Source organism: Xanthomonas sp. 3075 (assembly GCF_014197275.1).
In the GTDB taxonomy this organism is placed as follows: domain Bacteria; phylum Pseudomonadota; class Gammaproteobacteria; order Xanthomonadales; family Xanthomonadaceae; genus Xanthomonas; species Xanthomonas campestris_B.
The window spans coordinates 53,237-68,306 of record NZ_JACIFI010000010.1; the positions used below are offsets into that span (position 1 = coordinate 53,237).

A 15,070-nucleotide genomic window follows, 5' to 3' on the forward strand; every position below is an offset into this window, starting at 1 on the left:
TTGGTTGGTGGAGCGCGGCTTCCGCTACGAGGCGGGATCGGCCGTTGCATCGAACCGAGGCGCACGCTGGAAGTCCTCGCGCGTAAATGGCCGGTCCCGGAACAGATAGCCGTAGTAAAACGTCCGTAGTGCTCGATGGTAGGCGCGGATACGGTCCTGGTAGGCCAACTGCGCGCGCAGATCGGTATGCGCCAGACGCGACAACGCCGCCTGCACCGCAACCGGCGGCAACACGCTGGCCACACGCTGCGCGAGCGCCTCGCGTCGCTCCAGTCCTTTGCGATAGGCGGCAACCTGTGGAGCCACCTGCTGATCGCCGTTCTCGTGGAAGGCGAAATACCACTTGTAGTGGAACGCATCGGTCAGCGGCGCCGAGTCGGCCCACTGCGGATTGTTCGCGTAGAACGCACGCATGGTGTCCTGGCGCGGAATGTCCCAGGCATGATTGACCGCCTCGCGCTGCAACCGCGCGACTTCGGTACCCTGGTTGACCGGCACCGTCTGATTGATCACCACGTGCGCCAATGCCGGGGCCACCAAGGCCAGCACCACCCAGCAGGTAGCCAAGGCGGTGGCATGCGCCGCCGGGCGCCAGTGGATGCGCCCGACCAGCACCGCCAGCAGCACCCAGAACAGCAGATAGGCGAAGGTCAGCGCCAACACCGCCAGCTGTTGCAGCGGCGGCACCGCATTGAGGGTTGCGGCAATCACAAACGGCACGCCCAGACACAGCAATACGGCAGCTGCACGCACCACCACACGCCGCACCAATAACGCCGTGCCCGCGCCCGGCAACGCAGCGAGCATGCGCGCACGCCCTGCTTCGCGTTCGCCCGAACGTAGATCGAACAGCAATGCGATCACGAACAACGGCAGCAGGAACACCAGCACGAAGGCATAGTCGAAGCGCCCGGCCAACGCCAGCTCCGGGTTGTAGCTGTCGCCATCGTGGATCTGCGCTTCCAGGCCCAGTGCGCGGATACGCAGGATGTACGGCGACACATCGCGCATGCCGACTGCCGCAAACGCCAACGGCGAAGGAGCGTCCCAGGTCGGGTGGAAGCTGTAGTAGGCCGCGCTGCCGGCATCGTTGGAGCGCGCCACATAGTCCTCCACCGCCGCGATGTCTTCCTGCTGCAGCGCTGCGATGCGTGCGATGTTGCCGCGTTGTGCGTCGATGACGTGCTGGCCGGAGAGCAGGCTGCACACGGTCAACACCGCGAGCAATACCAACCCGGCAACCGCCGCACGCGCGCGCAGCAGCAACAGCAACTCGTATTTCCACACCACCATCAGCGCGTCACTCCCACACGACGCCCGGCTGCGATCAGCATGCACAGCGCAGCCAGTAACCATGCGCCGACCAGGGCAAGCGCCGTGCCTGCGGCACGCACCACGTCGGTTGTGGACGGTGGCTGGAACGCGAAGACCGGAATGCGATGCCAATGGTCGGAGGAGATGCGCTTGCGCTGATCGGCGCCGGCATCCTGCGCACTGTCGTCGGCCAGGCTGACCGCTTCGGCCTGCAGCCGATTGAGTTGCTGCACCAACGTGTAGCGATAGCGCTCGGCCTGGGCGAGAAAGCGTTCATGCGCCTGCAGATCGGTTTCTGCCAGCGTCATCGATACCTCACGCAGCGCCACTGTCGGGCTCAGCAAGGCGAAGGTGCGCACCAGCAGGTTCTGTTGCTGCTGGATGGCCGAATCGCGCGCGGCGTAGCGCTCGAACAAGCTCGAGGTGAGCCGCTCGCCTTCCAGCGCGAGCAGGCCCTTGTAGTTCACCGGCAGATCTTCCACGCGCTGCACGCCATAGCGCTGCAAGGTCTGCCGCTTGAACTGCGCGAAGTGCGGGTCGTCCGGGTTGTGGCTGTCGCCGAGCACGCGCAGATCGCGCTGGATCGCCACATCGGTTTCCATCCGCGTCGGCAGGCGATAGGCGGCACTTGCAACATCCGGCGCCACGCGCGGCACCAGCAACGCCAGCCACACCCACAGCGCCAGCGACACCAGCAACGCATCGCGGCCGCGCCGGCACTGCATCGACACCGCCAGCACCAGCGCGCACCACACCAGCAGATAGATCGCGTACGCCAGCACCAGCAAGACGACCCGCAGCGCCTGGCCCGGCAGCAAGGCGACGGGCACCAGGCCGACCAGTGCCGGCAGCAGGCATGCGCCGGCTACCACTGAAAGCGCGAGATACTTGCCGCCGAACAATTGCCGACGCGTGGCGCCCTGCAGCAACAAAGCACGCAGGGTGCCGGTCTCCTGCTCGCGCGCCACCGCGCCATACCCCAGGAATACCAGCATCAGCGGGGCCAGGATCTGCAACACGAACGCAGGTGTCAGTTGCCCGAAGCGCACCAGCAACGAGCTTTGACGCACATCGCCGAAGTTGGCGGTGTTCTGGCGATGACCTTCCAGGAACATGCTGTTGCCGGTGAACGCGTCCACGCCCGCATCGAATGCGGCCAGCGCCGGCAGCGGACGATAGATGAACTGTCCGTAATGCACCATCCGGTGCGGGTGACGGTCCGGCTGGGCCTCGAACGCCTGCTGCGCAGCCTGCTGCTGACGTGCGCGGAACTCGGCCACCTCGCGCTGATGATGCGCAGCGGTCAGCGCGGCCACCAGCGTGAGCAGCATCAGCAACACCACACCGATGGCCGCGGAACGATTGCGCGCCATGAACCGCAGTTCTTCGCGCGCGACAAGCAGCACAGGACTCATCGGGCAACGCTCATGCGGCCTGATCGTGCGGACGCGCAAAGCGCGCATGCAGCGTGCTGACGTCGAAACCACTGTCGCCGACGCAGATTTCATCGGCAATACGGCCGTGTTCCAGAAAGCCGATGCGGTCTGCGACATCCACCGCGCCAAGCAGATCGTGAGTGACCATCAGCACCGCACCGCCACGCGCACGCACGCTGCTCAGCAACCGATTGAAGTCGGTAATGGCACGCGGGTCCAGGCCGGAGGTGGGCTCGTCCAGCAGCAGCACCGGCACCTGACGCAAGGTGGCCACGGCAATGGCGACCTTTTGCCGCATGCCTTTGGAAAATCCGCCCAGCCGCTGGCTCCATGCCTCACGTTGCAGGCCGGTAGCGGCCAATGCCTGACCGATCTCTGCCTGGCCACGGCGCTGACCAGCGAGCGCCAGCAGGTAATCTGCGTTTTCCAGTGCGCTCAGATGCTCGTAAAGCGCCACGTTTTCCGGCAGGTAGGCAAGGCGCGCGCGCGCAGCGCCGGGATCGGCAACCGGATCGATGCCGTCCACGCGCAGGCTGCCGGAGGTGGGTTTGACGAAGCCGAGCAGTGTGGAGAGCGTGGAGGATTTGCCGGCACCGTTGCCACCCAGCAAGGCGTAAACGGTGCCTTGCGCGACCTGCAGATTCAGCCCTTGCAGCACGGCGCGTCCGCGATAGGCCACGTGCAGGTCGTTGATCGAGATTGCGGGAGAGGAATGCGTGGACGGCATGACTGGCGAGATTTTGACGAAATGATACGTTATCACATTTCTTGCGCAGCTTGAATTGGCGTGGCATTGGCGGTGCATGCTGATCGGCGTCACCTGCCGTGCCCACCACGACGAACGCCCATGTCGCGTGGACGCAGCCGAGAAAAATGCGGCTTCTTGCCACCGTTTTTTATCGCAGCATCGCACCTGCGCGGACACGTGCCGGGTACCGGTGCAACGCGATGGCAGCGATCCGGCACAGCTCTGCATCGGCAGCCGGCGCAGCGCATCGGTGCCCGATGACGCGCTGGCGCGCCGCGCCCCGTTGAGTGATCGACGCCAGCACCGAACGGCTCGACTGTTACTCTAATTACGCACCTTCTTCACTGCTAGACACTGCTTCAGCGCGCACGCCGCTATCCCGCACTGCATTGCGACATCGGCGGCTTTGCCGGTCGGCTGCAACCGATCGGTGCCGGTGCGCTGCGCTGGACTCCGCCAGCCGTTGCCGGCGCTGTCATCCAGACGCATTGCGCGTTGTCGCCCCCGCTCTTCAAATCGAGACCCCTGACGTCACATATGCCTTTCGATCTCCGCCGTCTCCCACCGCGCCGCTCGCTTTCCCAGACGCTCGGTCTGCACCCCCCTGACAGCGCCGCCGGCAAGCCTGCAACGCGCCGCACCCTGCACGCCGTCAGCGCCCTGCTTGCAACGACATTGTTCACCGCTACACAGCTCAACGCGCAGTCCATCGACACCAGCCCGCCGTTGCCGCCAGTACGTGCATGGCATGGCGCAAGCGAGGCATTGATCGCCGCTGCAGACGATGCGTGGAGCACGCCAGCGGAGCGCAGCGACTTCACCAGCACGCCCAGTTACGAGGAAACGCGCGCATGGTTGGAACGCCTGGTCGCGGCCTCGCCGTTGTTGTCGCTGGAGGTGTTCGGCAAGACCAGCGAGGGGCGCGATCTGCTGCTGGTGCGCGCGCATAAAGGCAAGCCCGGCAAGCCGGTGGTGCTGGCGCAGGCCGGCATCCATGCCGGCGAGATCGACGGCAAGGACGCCGGCCTGATGCTGCTGCGCGACATCGCACAACGCGGCAAGGACGGTTTGCTCGACGAGGTGGATTTCGTGTTCGTGCCGATCCTCAACAGCGATGGTCACGAGCAACGCGGGCCGCTGGTCGGCGCCGCGCTGCGTGGGCCGCAAAATGCCGGCTGGAACACCACCACGCGCGGCATCAACCTCAACCGCGATTACCTCAACCTGGAAGCGCCGGAAACCCGCGCAGTGGTCGCATTGCTGCATACGCTGGATCCGGCGCTGTACATCGACCTGCATGTCAGTGGCGGACTGGATCATCAATACGACATCACCTTTACCTTCGCCGGCTGGGGCACCTATGCGCGCTCGCGCGCCACCGCCGATTGGCTGCAACAGCGCTTCACGCCAGCGATGAATGCCGCACTGCGCAAGCAGGGCCACACACCGGCGATCTACCCCAGCCTGATCGACGAAGACGAGCCGCGCTCGGGCCTGCGGTATGGGCCGGAGGGGCCACGTTATTCCACCGGCTACGGCGACTTCGCCGGCATTCCCACCGTGCTGGTGGAAAACCATCGGCTGAAGTCGTACCGGCAGCGCGTGCTCGGCGACTACGTGCTGCTGGAAAACGCCCTGCGTGTGGTCGGCCGCGACGCTGCACGCATCGATACTGCCAAGCGCGCAGATCGCGCCGCACGGCCGCAGGCATTGATGGTGGCCTGGGAGCGCCTGCCGCAGCCGATCGCCCATGTCCCGTTCAAGGGCGTCACCTACACCCGTGCGTTGTCGCCGGTATCCGGCAGGCAGGAACTGCGCTGGGAGGGTCGCGACGAAACCTGGACGATGCCGGTGATCGGCTACCGGCAGACGCAAGCAGTGCAGTATCCGATCGCGTGGTGGATTCCGCCGGGCAACGACGATGTGGTCGACCTGCTCAAGGCGCACGGCATCCGCTACGAACGCCTGCAGCAGCCGCGCCAGGTGCAGGTCCGACAGATCCGCATCGCGACAGAGGGCGGCACCCAGACAACGCATTCCGACGGCGTGGATGAAACCTTCGCCGTCGGCAGCATCCGCGTGCCCGCCGACCAACCGATGCGCATGTTGGCCGCCGCGCTGCTCGAACCGCAAAGCAGCGACTCGCTGCTGGCCAGTGGACGTTTCCGCAACGCCGGCAGCCCCGACAGCGGCTTGTATGGCCCCGAGCTGGTCGACTTCACCGAGCGCGTGCTGCGCAGCGACGCCGCCCTGCGCGCCGAGTTCGAGCGCAAGCTCGCCAGCGATGCCGCCTTCCGGGCCGACGGCGACGCCCGCCTGCACTGGATCTACGCGCGTTCGCCCTACGCGGCGATCGATGGCTGGCGCTATCCGGTGCGACGTGAGTTGGAACGGTAAATTTCATCGCCAGCACCACTGCGCGGACTGCGCCGCCATCAACCCAACGCATGCGCCCGAGCCGGCGCATGCTCGGCCATCAAGGCAATCATCCAGTCGATGAAGACACGCAGCTTGGCGCTGACATGCCGGTTGGGCGGGAACACGATCGACAGCGGGATCGGCGCCGTCTGCCAGTCGTCGAAGATCGGTATCAGTTCGCCGCTGGCAACATGCGCATTGGCAATGTACACCGGCAAGCCAATCACCCCCATGCCGACCAATCCTGCGGCCAGATACGCATTGCCATCATCGACCGCCACGACATGCCGCCCCTGCACGCTGACAGCCTCGTCGCCACGCTGCATCACATAGGGCAACGTCTTGCTGCTGCCCCAGCGCATGAATCCCACGCAGCGGTGCTGGGTGTTTTCCAACTCGTGCGGATGCACCGGCGTTCCCAACCGCTGCAGATACGCAGGTGACGCATACATACCCGTCTGCAGATCGCCGATATGCCGGGCAATCAGCGACAGGTCCGTGATGGTGCCACCGCGCACCACGCAATCCACATTCTCGCCGATCAGGTCCACACGACGATCGCTGACGCCCATGTCCAGCTGGATATCCGGATAGCGCGCATGGAATGCCGGCACCGCCGGCATCAGGATCAAACGCGCCAACGGGCTGGGCACATCCACACGCAGACGTCCGCGCGGCAGCGCCGATGCGCCGGACAGGCTGGTCTCGGCGTCGTCCATGTCCGCCAACAACCGCACCACGCGCTCGTAGTAGGCCGCGCCATCGGCAGTGACATGCACCCGTCGCGTGGTGCGGTTGAGCAGCGTGACGCGCAACCGCGCTTCCAGTTGCTGCACCAGCTGGGTCACGCTGGCGCGGCTCATGTGCAAGGTTTCGGCCGCCTTGGTGAAGCTGCCGGCCTCAACCACGCGCGCGAATGCCTGCATCGCATCGAACCGATCCATTCCCGCTCCCGAACCAAAGATTGTTTGGATTCTACAAATAGTGCTGGTCGGCGTTGTCGATTTATCCGGCGCGGCCAGGCATCTAATGTGGCTGCCTGTTCCGAGCCCATTCAAAGGAGAGTGTCATGGCAACACGTGACGTCGTTTTTCCGCAGGGACGCCATGCCCTGTACGAGCGCCACCGTTACTCGCCCGCGGTACGCGCCGATGGCTTGATGTTCGTTTCCGGCCAGGTCGGCAGCCGCGAAGACGGCTCGCCCGAGCCGGAGCTGGATGCGGAGATCGCGCGCGCCTTCGACAATCTCGATGCCATCCTTGCCGCAGCCGGCTGCACCTCGCAGGACGTCGTCGACGTCACCCTGTTCATGGTCAACCCAGACGACGTATTCGAGGCCGCGTGGGAGAAATGGGTCAGCTACTGGGGTCCGGCACCGTTTCCTACCGTCACTGCGGTAGGCGCGACCTGGTTGGCCGGCTTTCGGTTCGAGATCAAGGTGGTCGTCAAGTTGCCCGATCGCAGTCGGCCGTAAGTGCGCGGGGGGGGCGCTTGCAACATCCCTTTCCGAATGCGCCACATTGGTGCTGAGGTGGGTGCGGTACCAATACGTCCGAGGTGTTTCGTTCGCGGGCAGACGGCAGGCGGCGCCTCTCATGCGGCGCACCACGATGCGTCGTTTGCCGTCTAGCTTTCCACGTGATCGTGGTGATCCTGCACCCCCATCGACCCAGTGCTGCATCGTCGCAGGAGCGGTCACACGTGTTTTCTCCATCGCTTCGCGGCGGCATGCGGGCCATCACTACGGCCTAGCTGCGCATCACCTGCGCTTACGCATCGTCAGCTCTCTGGCGGCCGCGCTCGGGCTGAAAGTACACGGCGCAACACCGCAAATACGCATCCTGGCGACGCATGAGGTGCGTTGTCACCTGTCACACATGCACACTTCAGACGCGCGCATAGCGCACGGTGCCTTCGATGCGCAAACAACGCGCACCTCGCGTCGCATCGGTTTCTTACGTGCAAACCTGAAGACCGCATCACAGCTTCGCACCTCATCGCGGTGCGTCCGCACACTTCTGCGTGGCACGTCACGAGGAAGACACATTCGCATGCGATAGCTGGCGCGCTGGTCACTGAGCGTGCCAGCCATTCCCCCGACAGCGCGTACTCGCCGCAACGCCGATCCCTGCATGTGCAATCGGCGATGGCGTACGTGCGAGAAATCTCAAGGAGCTTCATCGTCATGCGTTTCAGGATCTTCTTCGCCGTTGCGCTTCTCACCGCGTTCAGTGCCGCTGCCCAGGCGCAGGTCGTCACCCTCAACAAGGGCGGCTACACGCTGCGCTACGACTGCACCAATCACACCGCACTCCGTTACGAATACGTGCTGCAAGCCGACACCGGATCGGCCGCGCGTCCGTCCAGCTTCAACCTCGACACCGAACTGCCCAGTGGCTGCGCCGGCCAGACGTCCACTGCGTCCTATGCCAGCGTGCGCTCAGGCTACGATCGCGGGCATCTGGTGACCTCCAATCACATGGACTACAACGCCACCTACATTCGTCGCGCCAATCTGATGTCCAACATCGTTCCGCAGGTGGCCAGCTTCAATCAAGGCATCTGGGTGAAGGCTGAAAACGTCGCCGAGTGCTACCGCGACATCGCCAGCGTGCAGGTCTACGGCGGCGTGATCTACAGCGATACCAGCAACGATTACTTTCTTGCAAGCCACGGCATCCGCACCCCGGACTTCTTCTGGAAGACGATCATCACCGCCAACCCGGGCGGCGGCACCCGCGCGATCAGCTGGCTGATTCCCAACAGCGCCACGCTTGGCTCGCTCGACAGCTACATCGTCAGCATCGACGAGCTGGAAGACCTCTACGGCGCCAGCGAAATCGGCATCACCGCACCGGCGGCGGTCAAGGCCATGCTGCCCGCCACCACCTGGCCGCAGCCGAGCAATTGCGACCTGAGTTGATCGGTCGCACCAAGCGTGCAGACGACAGGCAAAGCCCGGATGCTGCGGGCTTTGCCATTTTTCAACCAACAAGACAGCGTTGCACGACGGCTCCCACGCGCTAGGAGCCGATCGCAGCAAACCAATCCGGCATACGGCGTGTTCCTGACCAGATGCCGGTTGACGTCCTGGCTGCCATCGGTCCACCACACTGGTCCGCGCTCACCCAATGCAACCTTGGCCATCTGCACCGCATGGCGTGCGCTGGCCAGCCGTTGCGCATCGTCGTTGCCTCTGGCGGCCTTGACCTCGCGGCACGCATCCATCAGATCGCCTACCAACGCGGCACGCGCCCGCTCGCTCAGATGCGGATTGGCGGCCCGCCACAGCCGGCCGCGCACGATCAGATAGCGGCCATCCGGCGTGGTGATGACAGTGGCCGCAGCAGTCACCGCCGCCTCACACCATACCGGCGCATGGCCTTGCATAAAGGCGACACATCGTTACTCCACATGCGCGAATCGGGGACGGACGCGACCATCCACCTCCACCTGCTCCATGAACATCGCATACGGCCGCACCCACATGCCGATGTCACTCTCCAACGGCCGATAGAGCACCAGCGGCGCGAGCGTCTCGCTACAACGCACCACTCCCAGCACCTCGTAACGTCCACCCTTGAAGTGACGGTAGTGACCCAACGCGATGGCGGGCAGCGGAGGCAGAGAATCCATGGCACTCGACACGTTCAAGGGCATTGGAGTTTAGAGCGACGCTCACTAGGTAGCGAGCGATCGTCGACGATGCAGTCGGCAGATCACCGCCACGGGCGCCATGCGGATCGGTTTTCAAGGCTGCTGCATTGGCCACTCTGCCCACCACAGCTGGTCAGCTCGCTGCCGCCGCGCTTCAAGTGCTTGGCAGCCCTGTCCCGGAATGCCGCAACGTGCACGGCATGCCCCGGGCGGGGCGGCGCTCAGGACGATGCCTGAGCGTCGTGCTGTTCATCGATCTGGTCTTCGATGCCATCGTTGTCATCGATCTCGGTGTCCTGCACAGCCCTATCCTGTAGCAGATCCTCGTGCTTGCCAGGCGCCTTGACGCCGTTCGGTGGCGTTGGATCGTCGATGCCGCGATTGCCATTCTCGTTGTTGCTCATGCTTCGCTCCAGCGGCAGAAGTGCGCATCGTCACCGTCCTACCGGCCATGTGATGCACACGTGTGTTCTGCAGGCGTGCGGCTGACCGATTAACATACTGCGCATGAGTCCGCATGATCGGCTCGCACCTGGCTGCATCCGAGCGCGGCATTCCTGCGTAGGTATCCACACACCAAAGGAGCAAACACCATGCCGAGCCTGATCTGCGACCTGGAAGACCTGCTCGCCTCCTGGAAGACCGAGGCAGAGACGTTCGATGCCTGCGACATGCCGGCCTCGGCGCTCGCCTTCCGCGACTGCCACCGCCGCCTGACCGCGCTGCTCCATCGACGTGCGCTGCACGCAGCTCCACCCACGCCCGAACGCGACGTCGGCCCGTCATCCTCCCCGGCGGTCACTGCATCGCATCTGCGGGTGGAGACCACCCTCTAAGCCGCTTCACTCTCCACGCATGCACCTGTGCGCCATGGTCATGGTCATGGGCATGGTGCACGACAGCGGCCGTCGCGCATGCACGGCATTGCCCCTTCGCACCACCACCCTCACTCATCGCCCGCAGCGCGCTCGCCCATCAACTCGCGCTCGCGCCGCTCCAACTCCTCGGCGTAGCGCTTGCGCACGAATCCTTCGGACAGCACACCCAACACCTTGCGTTCGGTGTCGATCACCGCCAACTCATCGGCCTGTGTCGTATCGAACACTTTCATGATGGAGACGATATCGGTTTCTGCCAGCAGCGCCGCATCACGGTGCTTGGCGTAATCGCTCACTGGTGCGTCCAACTGCACGTTGTCGGCATACAGCACCGCCAGCGGCACCACGCCCGCGTAATGCCCCGCGGCGTCTTCAAGCACGACACGCTGCGTCGACCCCAATGGAAACCGCCGGCGAAACTCACTGACGCTGATGTCGTGCGCGGTGTGGTTGGCATCCTTGCGCATCATCTTGCCGGCCGACAACGTACGGACCCAACCCACATCACGGGCACTGCGGATATTTTCGCCACGCAGATGCAGACGCCAGGTGGAAAAGGAATACCCGAATACCTGCCGCACCACGGTATTGGCCACCAACACCGCCACCATCACTGCGCTTGCCAGCACAAAATCATGCGTACCCTCCAGGATCAGCATCGCCATGGTCATCGGTGCACCGACGATGGCCGCCGCCAGCGCCGCCATGCCCACCAGCGAGGCGCTTGTCGTGTCCACGACCGCCGCACCCACCAGCAGGTTCAGAAACACCGCAAACAGGCTGCCGACCAACGAGCCCATGAATAACGAGGCGAAGAACAGACCGCCGCGAAAACCGAAACCAAGCGAAATGCCCGATGCAATGCATTTGAGCACCAGCAGGGTCGCCAACATCTGCAACGTGCTGCTGCTGGTCATATCCAGATGCAACGCGCCATGCCCGGATGACAGCACCTGCGGCGAATACAGCGCCAGCGGAATCAGCAGCAACCCACCCACCACCGGACGACCCCAGATCGGCAGATTGATGCGCCCCGCGCCACGCTCGATGCTGGCCACCAGGCGCATCACCGCGATGCCGATCAAGGCGCAGATCAGACCCAGCACGATATAGATCGCATAGTCGCGCGGCTGCAACTGATAGGCCACCGCCGCCGGCAGCGAATATGGCGCAGCACCGAGCGCGTTGGCCATGAACGCACCGGCCAATGCAGCAGCAGCCACCGGTGCCAGTGCCGATGGCGTATACGCACCGATGACGATTTCAAACGCATAGAAGGCACCGGCAAGCGGTGCGCCGAACGCAGCGGCAATCGCACCTGCCGCGCCCGCACCTACCAGTGTGCGCATGTCAGACCGGCGCACCCGCAACACGCGACCAAACTGCGAGCCGGCGCCCGATCCCATCTGGGTGTAGGTCGCCTCCAGCCCAACCGACGCACCAACCCCATTGGACAACAACGTCTGCACCGCCACGATCAGGTTGTCGCGCATCGACATGCGCCCGCCATGCAGGGCATTGGCCTCCACCGCATCCACCAGCGGCCGTTTGCGTCGACGCGCCATCAACGCCACCAGACCTACCAACAACCCACCCAAGGGCAAGACCAATAGCTGGGTTGCGGTGATCGCGTCGGAGGTGCTGAGTCGCGCTTCCGGCGCAAGCCCGTACAGCCACGCCTGCAACCCGTGGGCAATGCCTGCCTGCACCACCATCAATGCTGCGGCAATCAGGCCCACCACCGCCGCCAGCGCGATGAACCACAGATCGTTCGCACGCAATTGCCTGCGCAACCAGTCCAACGGACGGCGCAGCTGCGCAAGGGCTGGAGACGGCGCACACGCGGTGGTGGCAAGTCGTGGCTGCATGGGAGACCAATGATCCGCAGGATCGGGTATCGGCAAATGGAAGAGTCAGCGGCGATGTGTAGTGTGCAAGAACGTTGCTGACCTTGCGCCGTCTGACAGCAGCCGTGCCATTGCCGATTGCCGCCTGCGGCGGCGATTGGTATGACCTGTCTCCTAAGGACGTTGAAACCAGACGCACTGACCTGAATCAAACTGGGGTTTCATGCAGCAGCCTTTGGAAAGATAGTTCCGGAGCAGACCGGTTCACCGCACGCGGCGGTTCGTTGACGATCGCTTCTACTCTGGAAATCGCTTCATTCGCCAGAGTCAGTCCCAGAGTGCCCTTGATATCTTTGCGCAGCATTTCAACGCCAACGAAAAGGCTTTCCGATCTTGTAAGGCGTGGATCGATAAGGCCGATGCGGTCAGCGGCAACAATCTTACTGTCCTCGTCAGAAAGAGACCCTTCTCAATTTCAGCAATAGACCCTTCTCAATTATTGCGCTTATCGCATCTGGCTTCCAGAACAAGTCAGCGCGATTGCTCACGAAGGCCTCAACTGCGCAAGCGGCCTTCTCACCTTATGACACAGACGTTGTGCAACTGATCTGGCTCAAGCGCGACAACCCGAATCTCTTCCACTTTCTCGACATGTGCGGCACCAGAACCCGATCCGGCGGATTGATACAGATATTGAACCAGCACAGGCACCTTACCGAAGGTGCCGTATAAGCGGACGACATCGCAACCTTCGCCCAGGTCGGGGCCATCGCTCAGCAATTCAAGCTGCGTCCCTTTTCTGACAGCCCACACATCGTTTGCGCACTTCATCGAGCCCTGGACATCGGTAAACTGAAACAGCGCATCACCCGTACTCCTATAAACGGAATAGTCGTTTTCGACACTGTCGGATTGATCGATGAAAACCTGCTTCAGTTCAGGCGAAAGCGCGTAAGGGGCGATGGCCGCCTGGATATCTTCGACCGACCGACCGTCCCCAGCACTCTTTTCCGAAGTCCGAACCGTCTCGACGTTATGGAGAAGCGCAGCGGTCTTGCGATAGTCCTGCAGAGGAAGCGCCTTGATGGCTGCACAAAAATTCGACGACGGCGCAGCCGCAACCACATCGATTGCAGCGAGACAGGCAAGCGCGGCCAGACAGAACCTCCTGAACATTTATCCATCCTTAGGGCTCATCTGAACCAGGTTTTCGTCATCTTCTGTTCTGGCTAGACGCTCAATGATCCAGCCTGTTTCCAACGGCCTTCTTGAATGCCAGAAAGCGTCACTTTCAAGTTGAAAGCCGGATCGGGTTCCTGTGGCCATATCGGCCAGAAAGATCTTACGGCGGGTCTGCTTGCGCTTGCCCAGGATCTCCGCGTCACCGAACGTCAGTTGCATTAATGACTCCGTAACTCTAGCCGATAGCGCCAAGCGTCTTGGGTGACTTTTTCAGCCTCCTAATACTGCCAAGCGCCGCTTGTATGCCCATCGTACTCAACGACGGTTTTATCAAGCCACTCTTTAAGGTCATTCAAGAATATCACTCCTTCAAATTCATGTATTTTTTTATTATTAATTACATCTGAAATTTGAATATTTATCTGATCAGCTACATACAAAATCCGGTCTCTCATGGAAGACTGAACCATTACCTCGTAACTCAGCATTACATCTGAATACAACTCGAGGTTTTTCTTTGAAAACCTCACTCTCTTCTTGAAGTCCAGCTCCGGCAATCTACACATTAAAACTATCACTAGCTTAGATAATCCAGAGCCGTAAAATTTTTCAGAGAAAAAATCTGCTCTATTGACTAGCACTTCCATGACCCGACCAGTCCTAGTCTCCCAGTTTGCATCACTTGTCAATCGTAGCTGCATGCAATCATCTTCTAATTTTGTTTCCAGGTGGGAGGCTACCACTTTGGTGCACAGCATTGTCTATCTTCATGCGCTCTAACATAAGGGCTTCGCTCAGAGTCCCGCTGAATTCCGGGTCTATCCTAACGCCACCAGTACCTATGCTATCTAGATAACTTTATGAATACCTAGTTGGCACATTTTTTGATGTTCCGAATTTCCAAACTTCACCTTGGTTGAGCCATGCCTGACCAGTAGGAATCTTTTGGCCGCGTGTCATTATGGGATACCAGCCATCCTGCACCGCGCGCAAAGCATATTGATCTACCTGTTTTGCTCCGACGCCGTATCCACCACCGGGAAGAAAAATTCCCGCAGCGAACATACTTGCAGTGAGTGCTCAGAGCAGCCAGAAGAATGGGAGCACTGACATCAGTGATCGGCATGTCAGCAATAAAAGCCAAATCCTTTTCGATCAGACGGCGCTCTCGCTTTACCGAACATGGACCTAGCTCCTCCTTCGCTCGCTTAGCCAACAGCTCAAGCGCAATGGTTCCGAATGTAGTGTTCACGCGCTCGGCTTGGACCGCTCGCTCAATCCGAGCGACATGGGCCGGATTAGCTCCACCCTTCAGCAGCATGCGTAGCTTGTCGCGCTCTGCACGAGCCTGCATCAGTGAAAGCGCAGGGTACTCGTCGATGGTCACCATGCTTGGCTTGCCTGCATACCGGTATGCGATACCGCCAAACCTTTGCACCAGTGGTACGCACCTCAATGCACAAACCGTTTGAGTCAGCTACCCGAAAGGCAGCATCCCTAGGTTTAAGCGCGCGAAGCTTTGTATCTGTAAGCATGTGAGTCAGGCACCTGTGAGTCGGGCAGGCAAAATGCGATAGAACGACTCACAGC

17 protein-coding genes and 1 pseudogene are annotated in these 15,070 nt (G+C 62.0%); 4 read left to right on the forward strand and 14 right to left on the reverse strand.

Annotated features, from left to right (window positions below; genetic code table 11):
• Nucleotides 1-24 precede the first annotated feature (24 nt).
• Genes GGR62_RS11105 through GGR62_RS11115 form a run of 3 tightly spaced genes read right to left on the reverse strand, consistent with a single transcriptional unit; the run spans nt 25 to nt 3,477 of the window.
• On the reverse strand, nt 25-1,293 hold the full coding sequence (locus tag GGR62_RS11105) for a DUF3526 domain-containing protein (RefSeq protein WP_184407961.1): 1,269 nt from the start codon (nt 1,291-1,293) through the stop codon (nt 25-27).
• The gene (locus GGR62_RS11110) at nt 1,293-2,729 is read right to left on the reverse strand and encodes a DUF3526 domain-containing protein (RefSeq protein WP_184407962.1); all 1,437 of its coding nucleotides are present in this window, start codon (nt 2,727-2,729) and stop codon (nt 1,293-1,295) included. The genes GGR62_RS11105 and GGR62_RS11110 overlap by 1 nt, the downstream gene beginning before the upstream one ends.
• A 10-nt stretch (nt 2,730-2,739) precedes the next feature.
• Entirely contained in the window at nt 2,740-3,477 is a 738-nt protein-coding gene (locus GGR62_RS11115; protein WP_184407963.1) for an ATP-binding cassette domain-containing protein, read from the reverse strand.
• Nucleotides 3,478-4,158: 681 nt separating this feature from the next.
• Here GGR62_RS11115 and GGR62_RS11120 point away from each other — a divergent pair.
• The gene (locus GGR62_RS11120; protein WP_260305858.1) at nt 4,159-5,895 is read left to right on the forward strand and encodes a M14 family metallopeptidase; all 1,737 of its coding nucleotides are present in this window, start codon (nt 4,159-4,161) and stop codon (nt 5,893-5,895) included.
• Between the two features lie 38 nt (nt 5,896-5,933).
• Here GGR62_RS11120 and GGR62_RS11125 read toward each other — a convergent pair whose 3' ends face one another.
• Complete coding sequence (locus tag GGR62_RS11125) at nt 5,934-6,860, reverse strand: LysR family transcriptional regulator (RefSeq protein WP_184407965.1); 927 nt, start codon at nt 6,858-6,860, stop codon at nt 5,934-5,936.
• A 125-nt stretch (nt 6,861-6,985) separates the two neighbouring features.
• On the opposite strand from GGR62_RS11125, the gene GGR62_RS11130 reads away from it, so the two are divergent.
• Both GGR62_RS11130 and GGR62_RS11135 read left to right on the forward strand, forming a co-directional pair.
• Nucleotides 6,986-7,390 (forward strand): Rid family hydrolase, encoded by a 405-nt coding sequence (locus GGR62_RS11130; RefSeq protein ID WP_184407966.1) that lies wholly within the window; start codon nt 6,986-6,988, stop codon nt 7,388-7,390.
• A gap of 711 nt (nt 7,391-8,101) precedes the next feature.
• Entirely contained in the window at nt 8,102-8,839 is a 738-nt protein-coding gene (locus GGR62_RS11135) for a DNA/RNA non-specific endonuclease (RefSeq protein ID WP_184407967.1), read from the forward strand.
• 100 nt (nt 8,840-8,939) lie between these two features.
• Here GGR62_RS11135 and GGR62_RS11140 read toward each other — a convergent pair.
• The 3 genes and pseudogenes from GGR62_RS11140 to GGR62_RS11150 all read right to left on the reverse strand — a co-directional run bounded on the left by GGR62_RS11140 (nt 8,940) and on the right by GGR62_RS11150 (nt 9,977).
• Nucleotides 8,940-9,270: pseudogene (locus tag GGR62_RS11140) on the reverse strand (hypothetical protein).
• Between the two features lie 51 nt (nt 9,271-9,321).
• A complete protein-coding gene (locus tag GGR62_RS11145) occupies nt 9,322-9,552 on the reverse strand; it encodes a DUF1653 domain-containing protein (RefSeq protein WP_184407968.1) in 231 nt (76 codons plus the stop codon).
• Between the two features lie 242 nt (nt 9,553-9,794).
• Nucleotides 9,795-9,977 (reverse strand): hypothetical protein, encoded by a 183-nt coding sequence (locus GGR62_RS11150; RefSeq protein WP_184407969.1) that lies wholly within the window; start codon nt 9,975-9,977, stop codon nt 9,795-9,797.
• A 189-nt stretch (nt 9,978-10,166) separates the two neighbouring features.
• Here GGR62_RS11150 and GGR62_RS11155 point away from each other — a divergent pair, with 189 nt between their 5' ends.
• Nucleotides 10,167-10,409, forward strand: a complete 243-nt coding sequence (locus GGR62_RS11155) for a hypothetical protein (protein ID WP_184408063.1) — start codon at nt 10,167-10,169, stop codon at nt 10,407-10,409.
• Nucleotides 10,410-10,519: 110 nt separating this feature from the next.
• On the opposite strand, the gene GGR62_RS11160 is transcribed toward GGR62_RS11155, so the two are convergent.
• The 7 genes from GGR62_RS11160 to GGR62_RS21440 all read right to left on the reverse strand — a co-directional run bounded on the left by GGR62_RS11160 (nt 10,520) and on the right by GGR62_RS21440 (nt 15,015).
• Nucleotides 10,520-12,319 carry a chloride channel protein gene (locus tag GGR62_RS11160; protein ID WP_184407970.1) on the reverse strand — a complete coding sequence of 600 codons (1,800 nt, stop codon included), beginning with the start codon at nt 12,317-12,319 and terminating at the stop codon, nt 10,520-10,522.
• 187 nt (nt 12,320-12,506) lie between these two features.
• The gene (locus GGR62_RS11165; protein ID WP_184407971.1) at nt 12,507-12,662 is read right to left on the reverse strand and encodes a hypothetical protein; all 156 of its coding nucleotides are present in this window, start codon (nt 12,660-12,662) and stop codon (nt 12,507-12,509) included.
• A 212-nt stretch (nt 12,663-12,874) separates the two neighbouring features.
• Nucleotides 12,875-13,474, reverse strand: a complete 600-nt coding sequence (locus GGR62_RS11170; protein WP_184407972.1) for a hypothetical protein — start codon at nt 13,472-13,474, stop codon at nt 12,875-12,877.
• Nucleotides 13,475-13,699, reverse strand: a complete 225-nt coding sequence (locus GGR62_RS11175) for a hypothetical protein (RefSeq protein ID WP_184408064.1) — start codon at nt 13,697-13,699, stop codon at nt 13,475-13,477. It abuts the gene before it with no gap.
• Nucleotides 13,700-13,758: 59 nt separating this feature from the next.
• The gene (locus GGR62_RS11180; RefSeq protein WP_184407973.1) at nt 13,759-14,127 is read right to left on the reverse strand and encodes a hypothetical protein; all 369 of its coding nucleotides are present in this window, start codon (nt 14,125-14,127) and stop codon (nt 13,759-13,761) included.
• 260 nt (nt 14,128-14,387) lie between these two features.
• On the reverse strand, nt 14,388-14,870 hold the full coding sequence (locus GGR62_RS11185) for an Arm DNA-binding domain-containing protein (RefSeq protein ID WP_221229154.1): 483 nt from the start codon (nt 14,868-14,870) through the stop codon (nt 14,388-14,390).
• Complete coding sequence (locus GGR62_RS21440; RefSeq protein WP_221229143.1) at nt 14,779-15,015, reverse strand: Arm DNA-binding domain-containing protein; 237 nt, start codon at nt 15,013-15,015, stop codon at nt 14,779-14,781. Before GGR62_RS21440 ends, GGR62_RS11185 begins: the two co-directional genes overlap by 92 nt.
• Nucleotides 15,016-15,070: the final 55 nt, after the last annotated feature.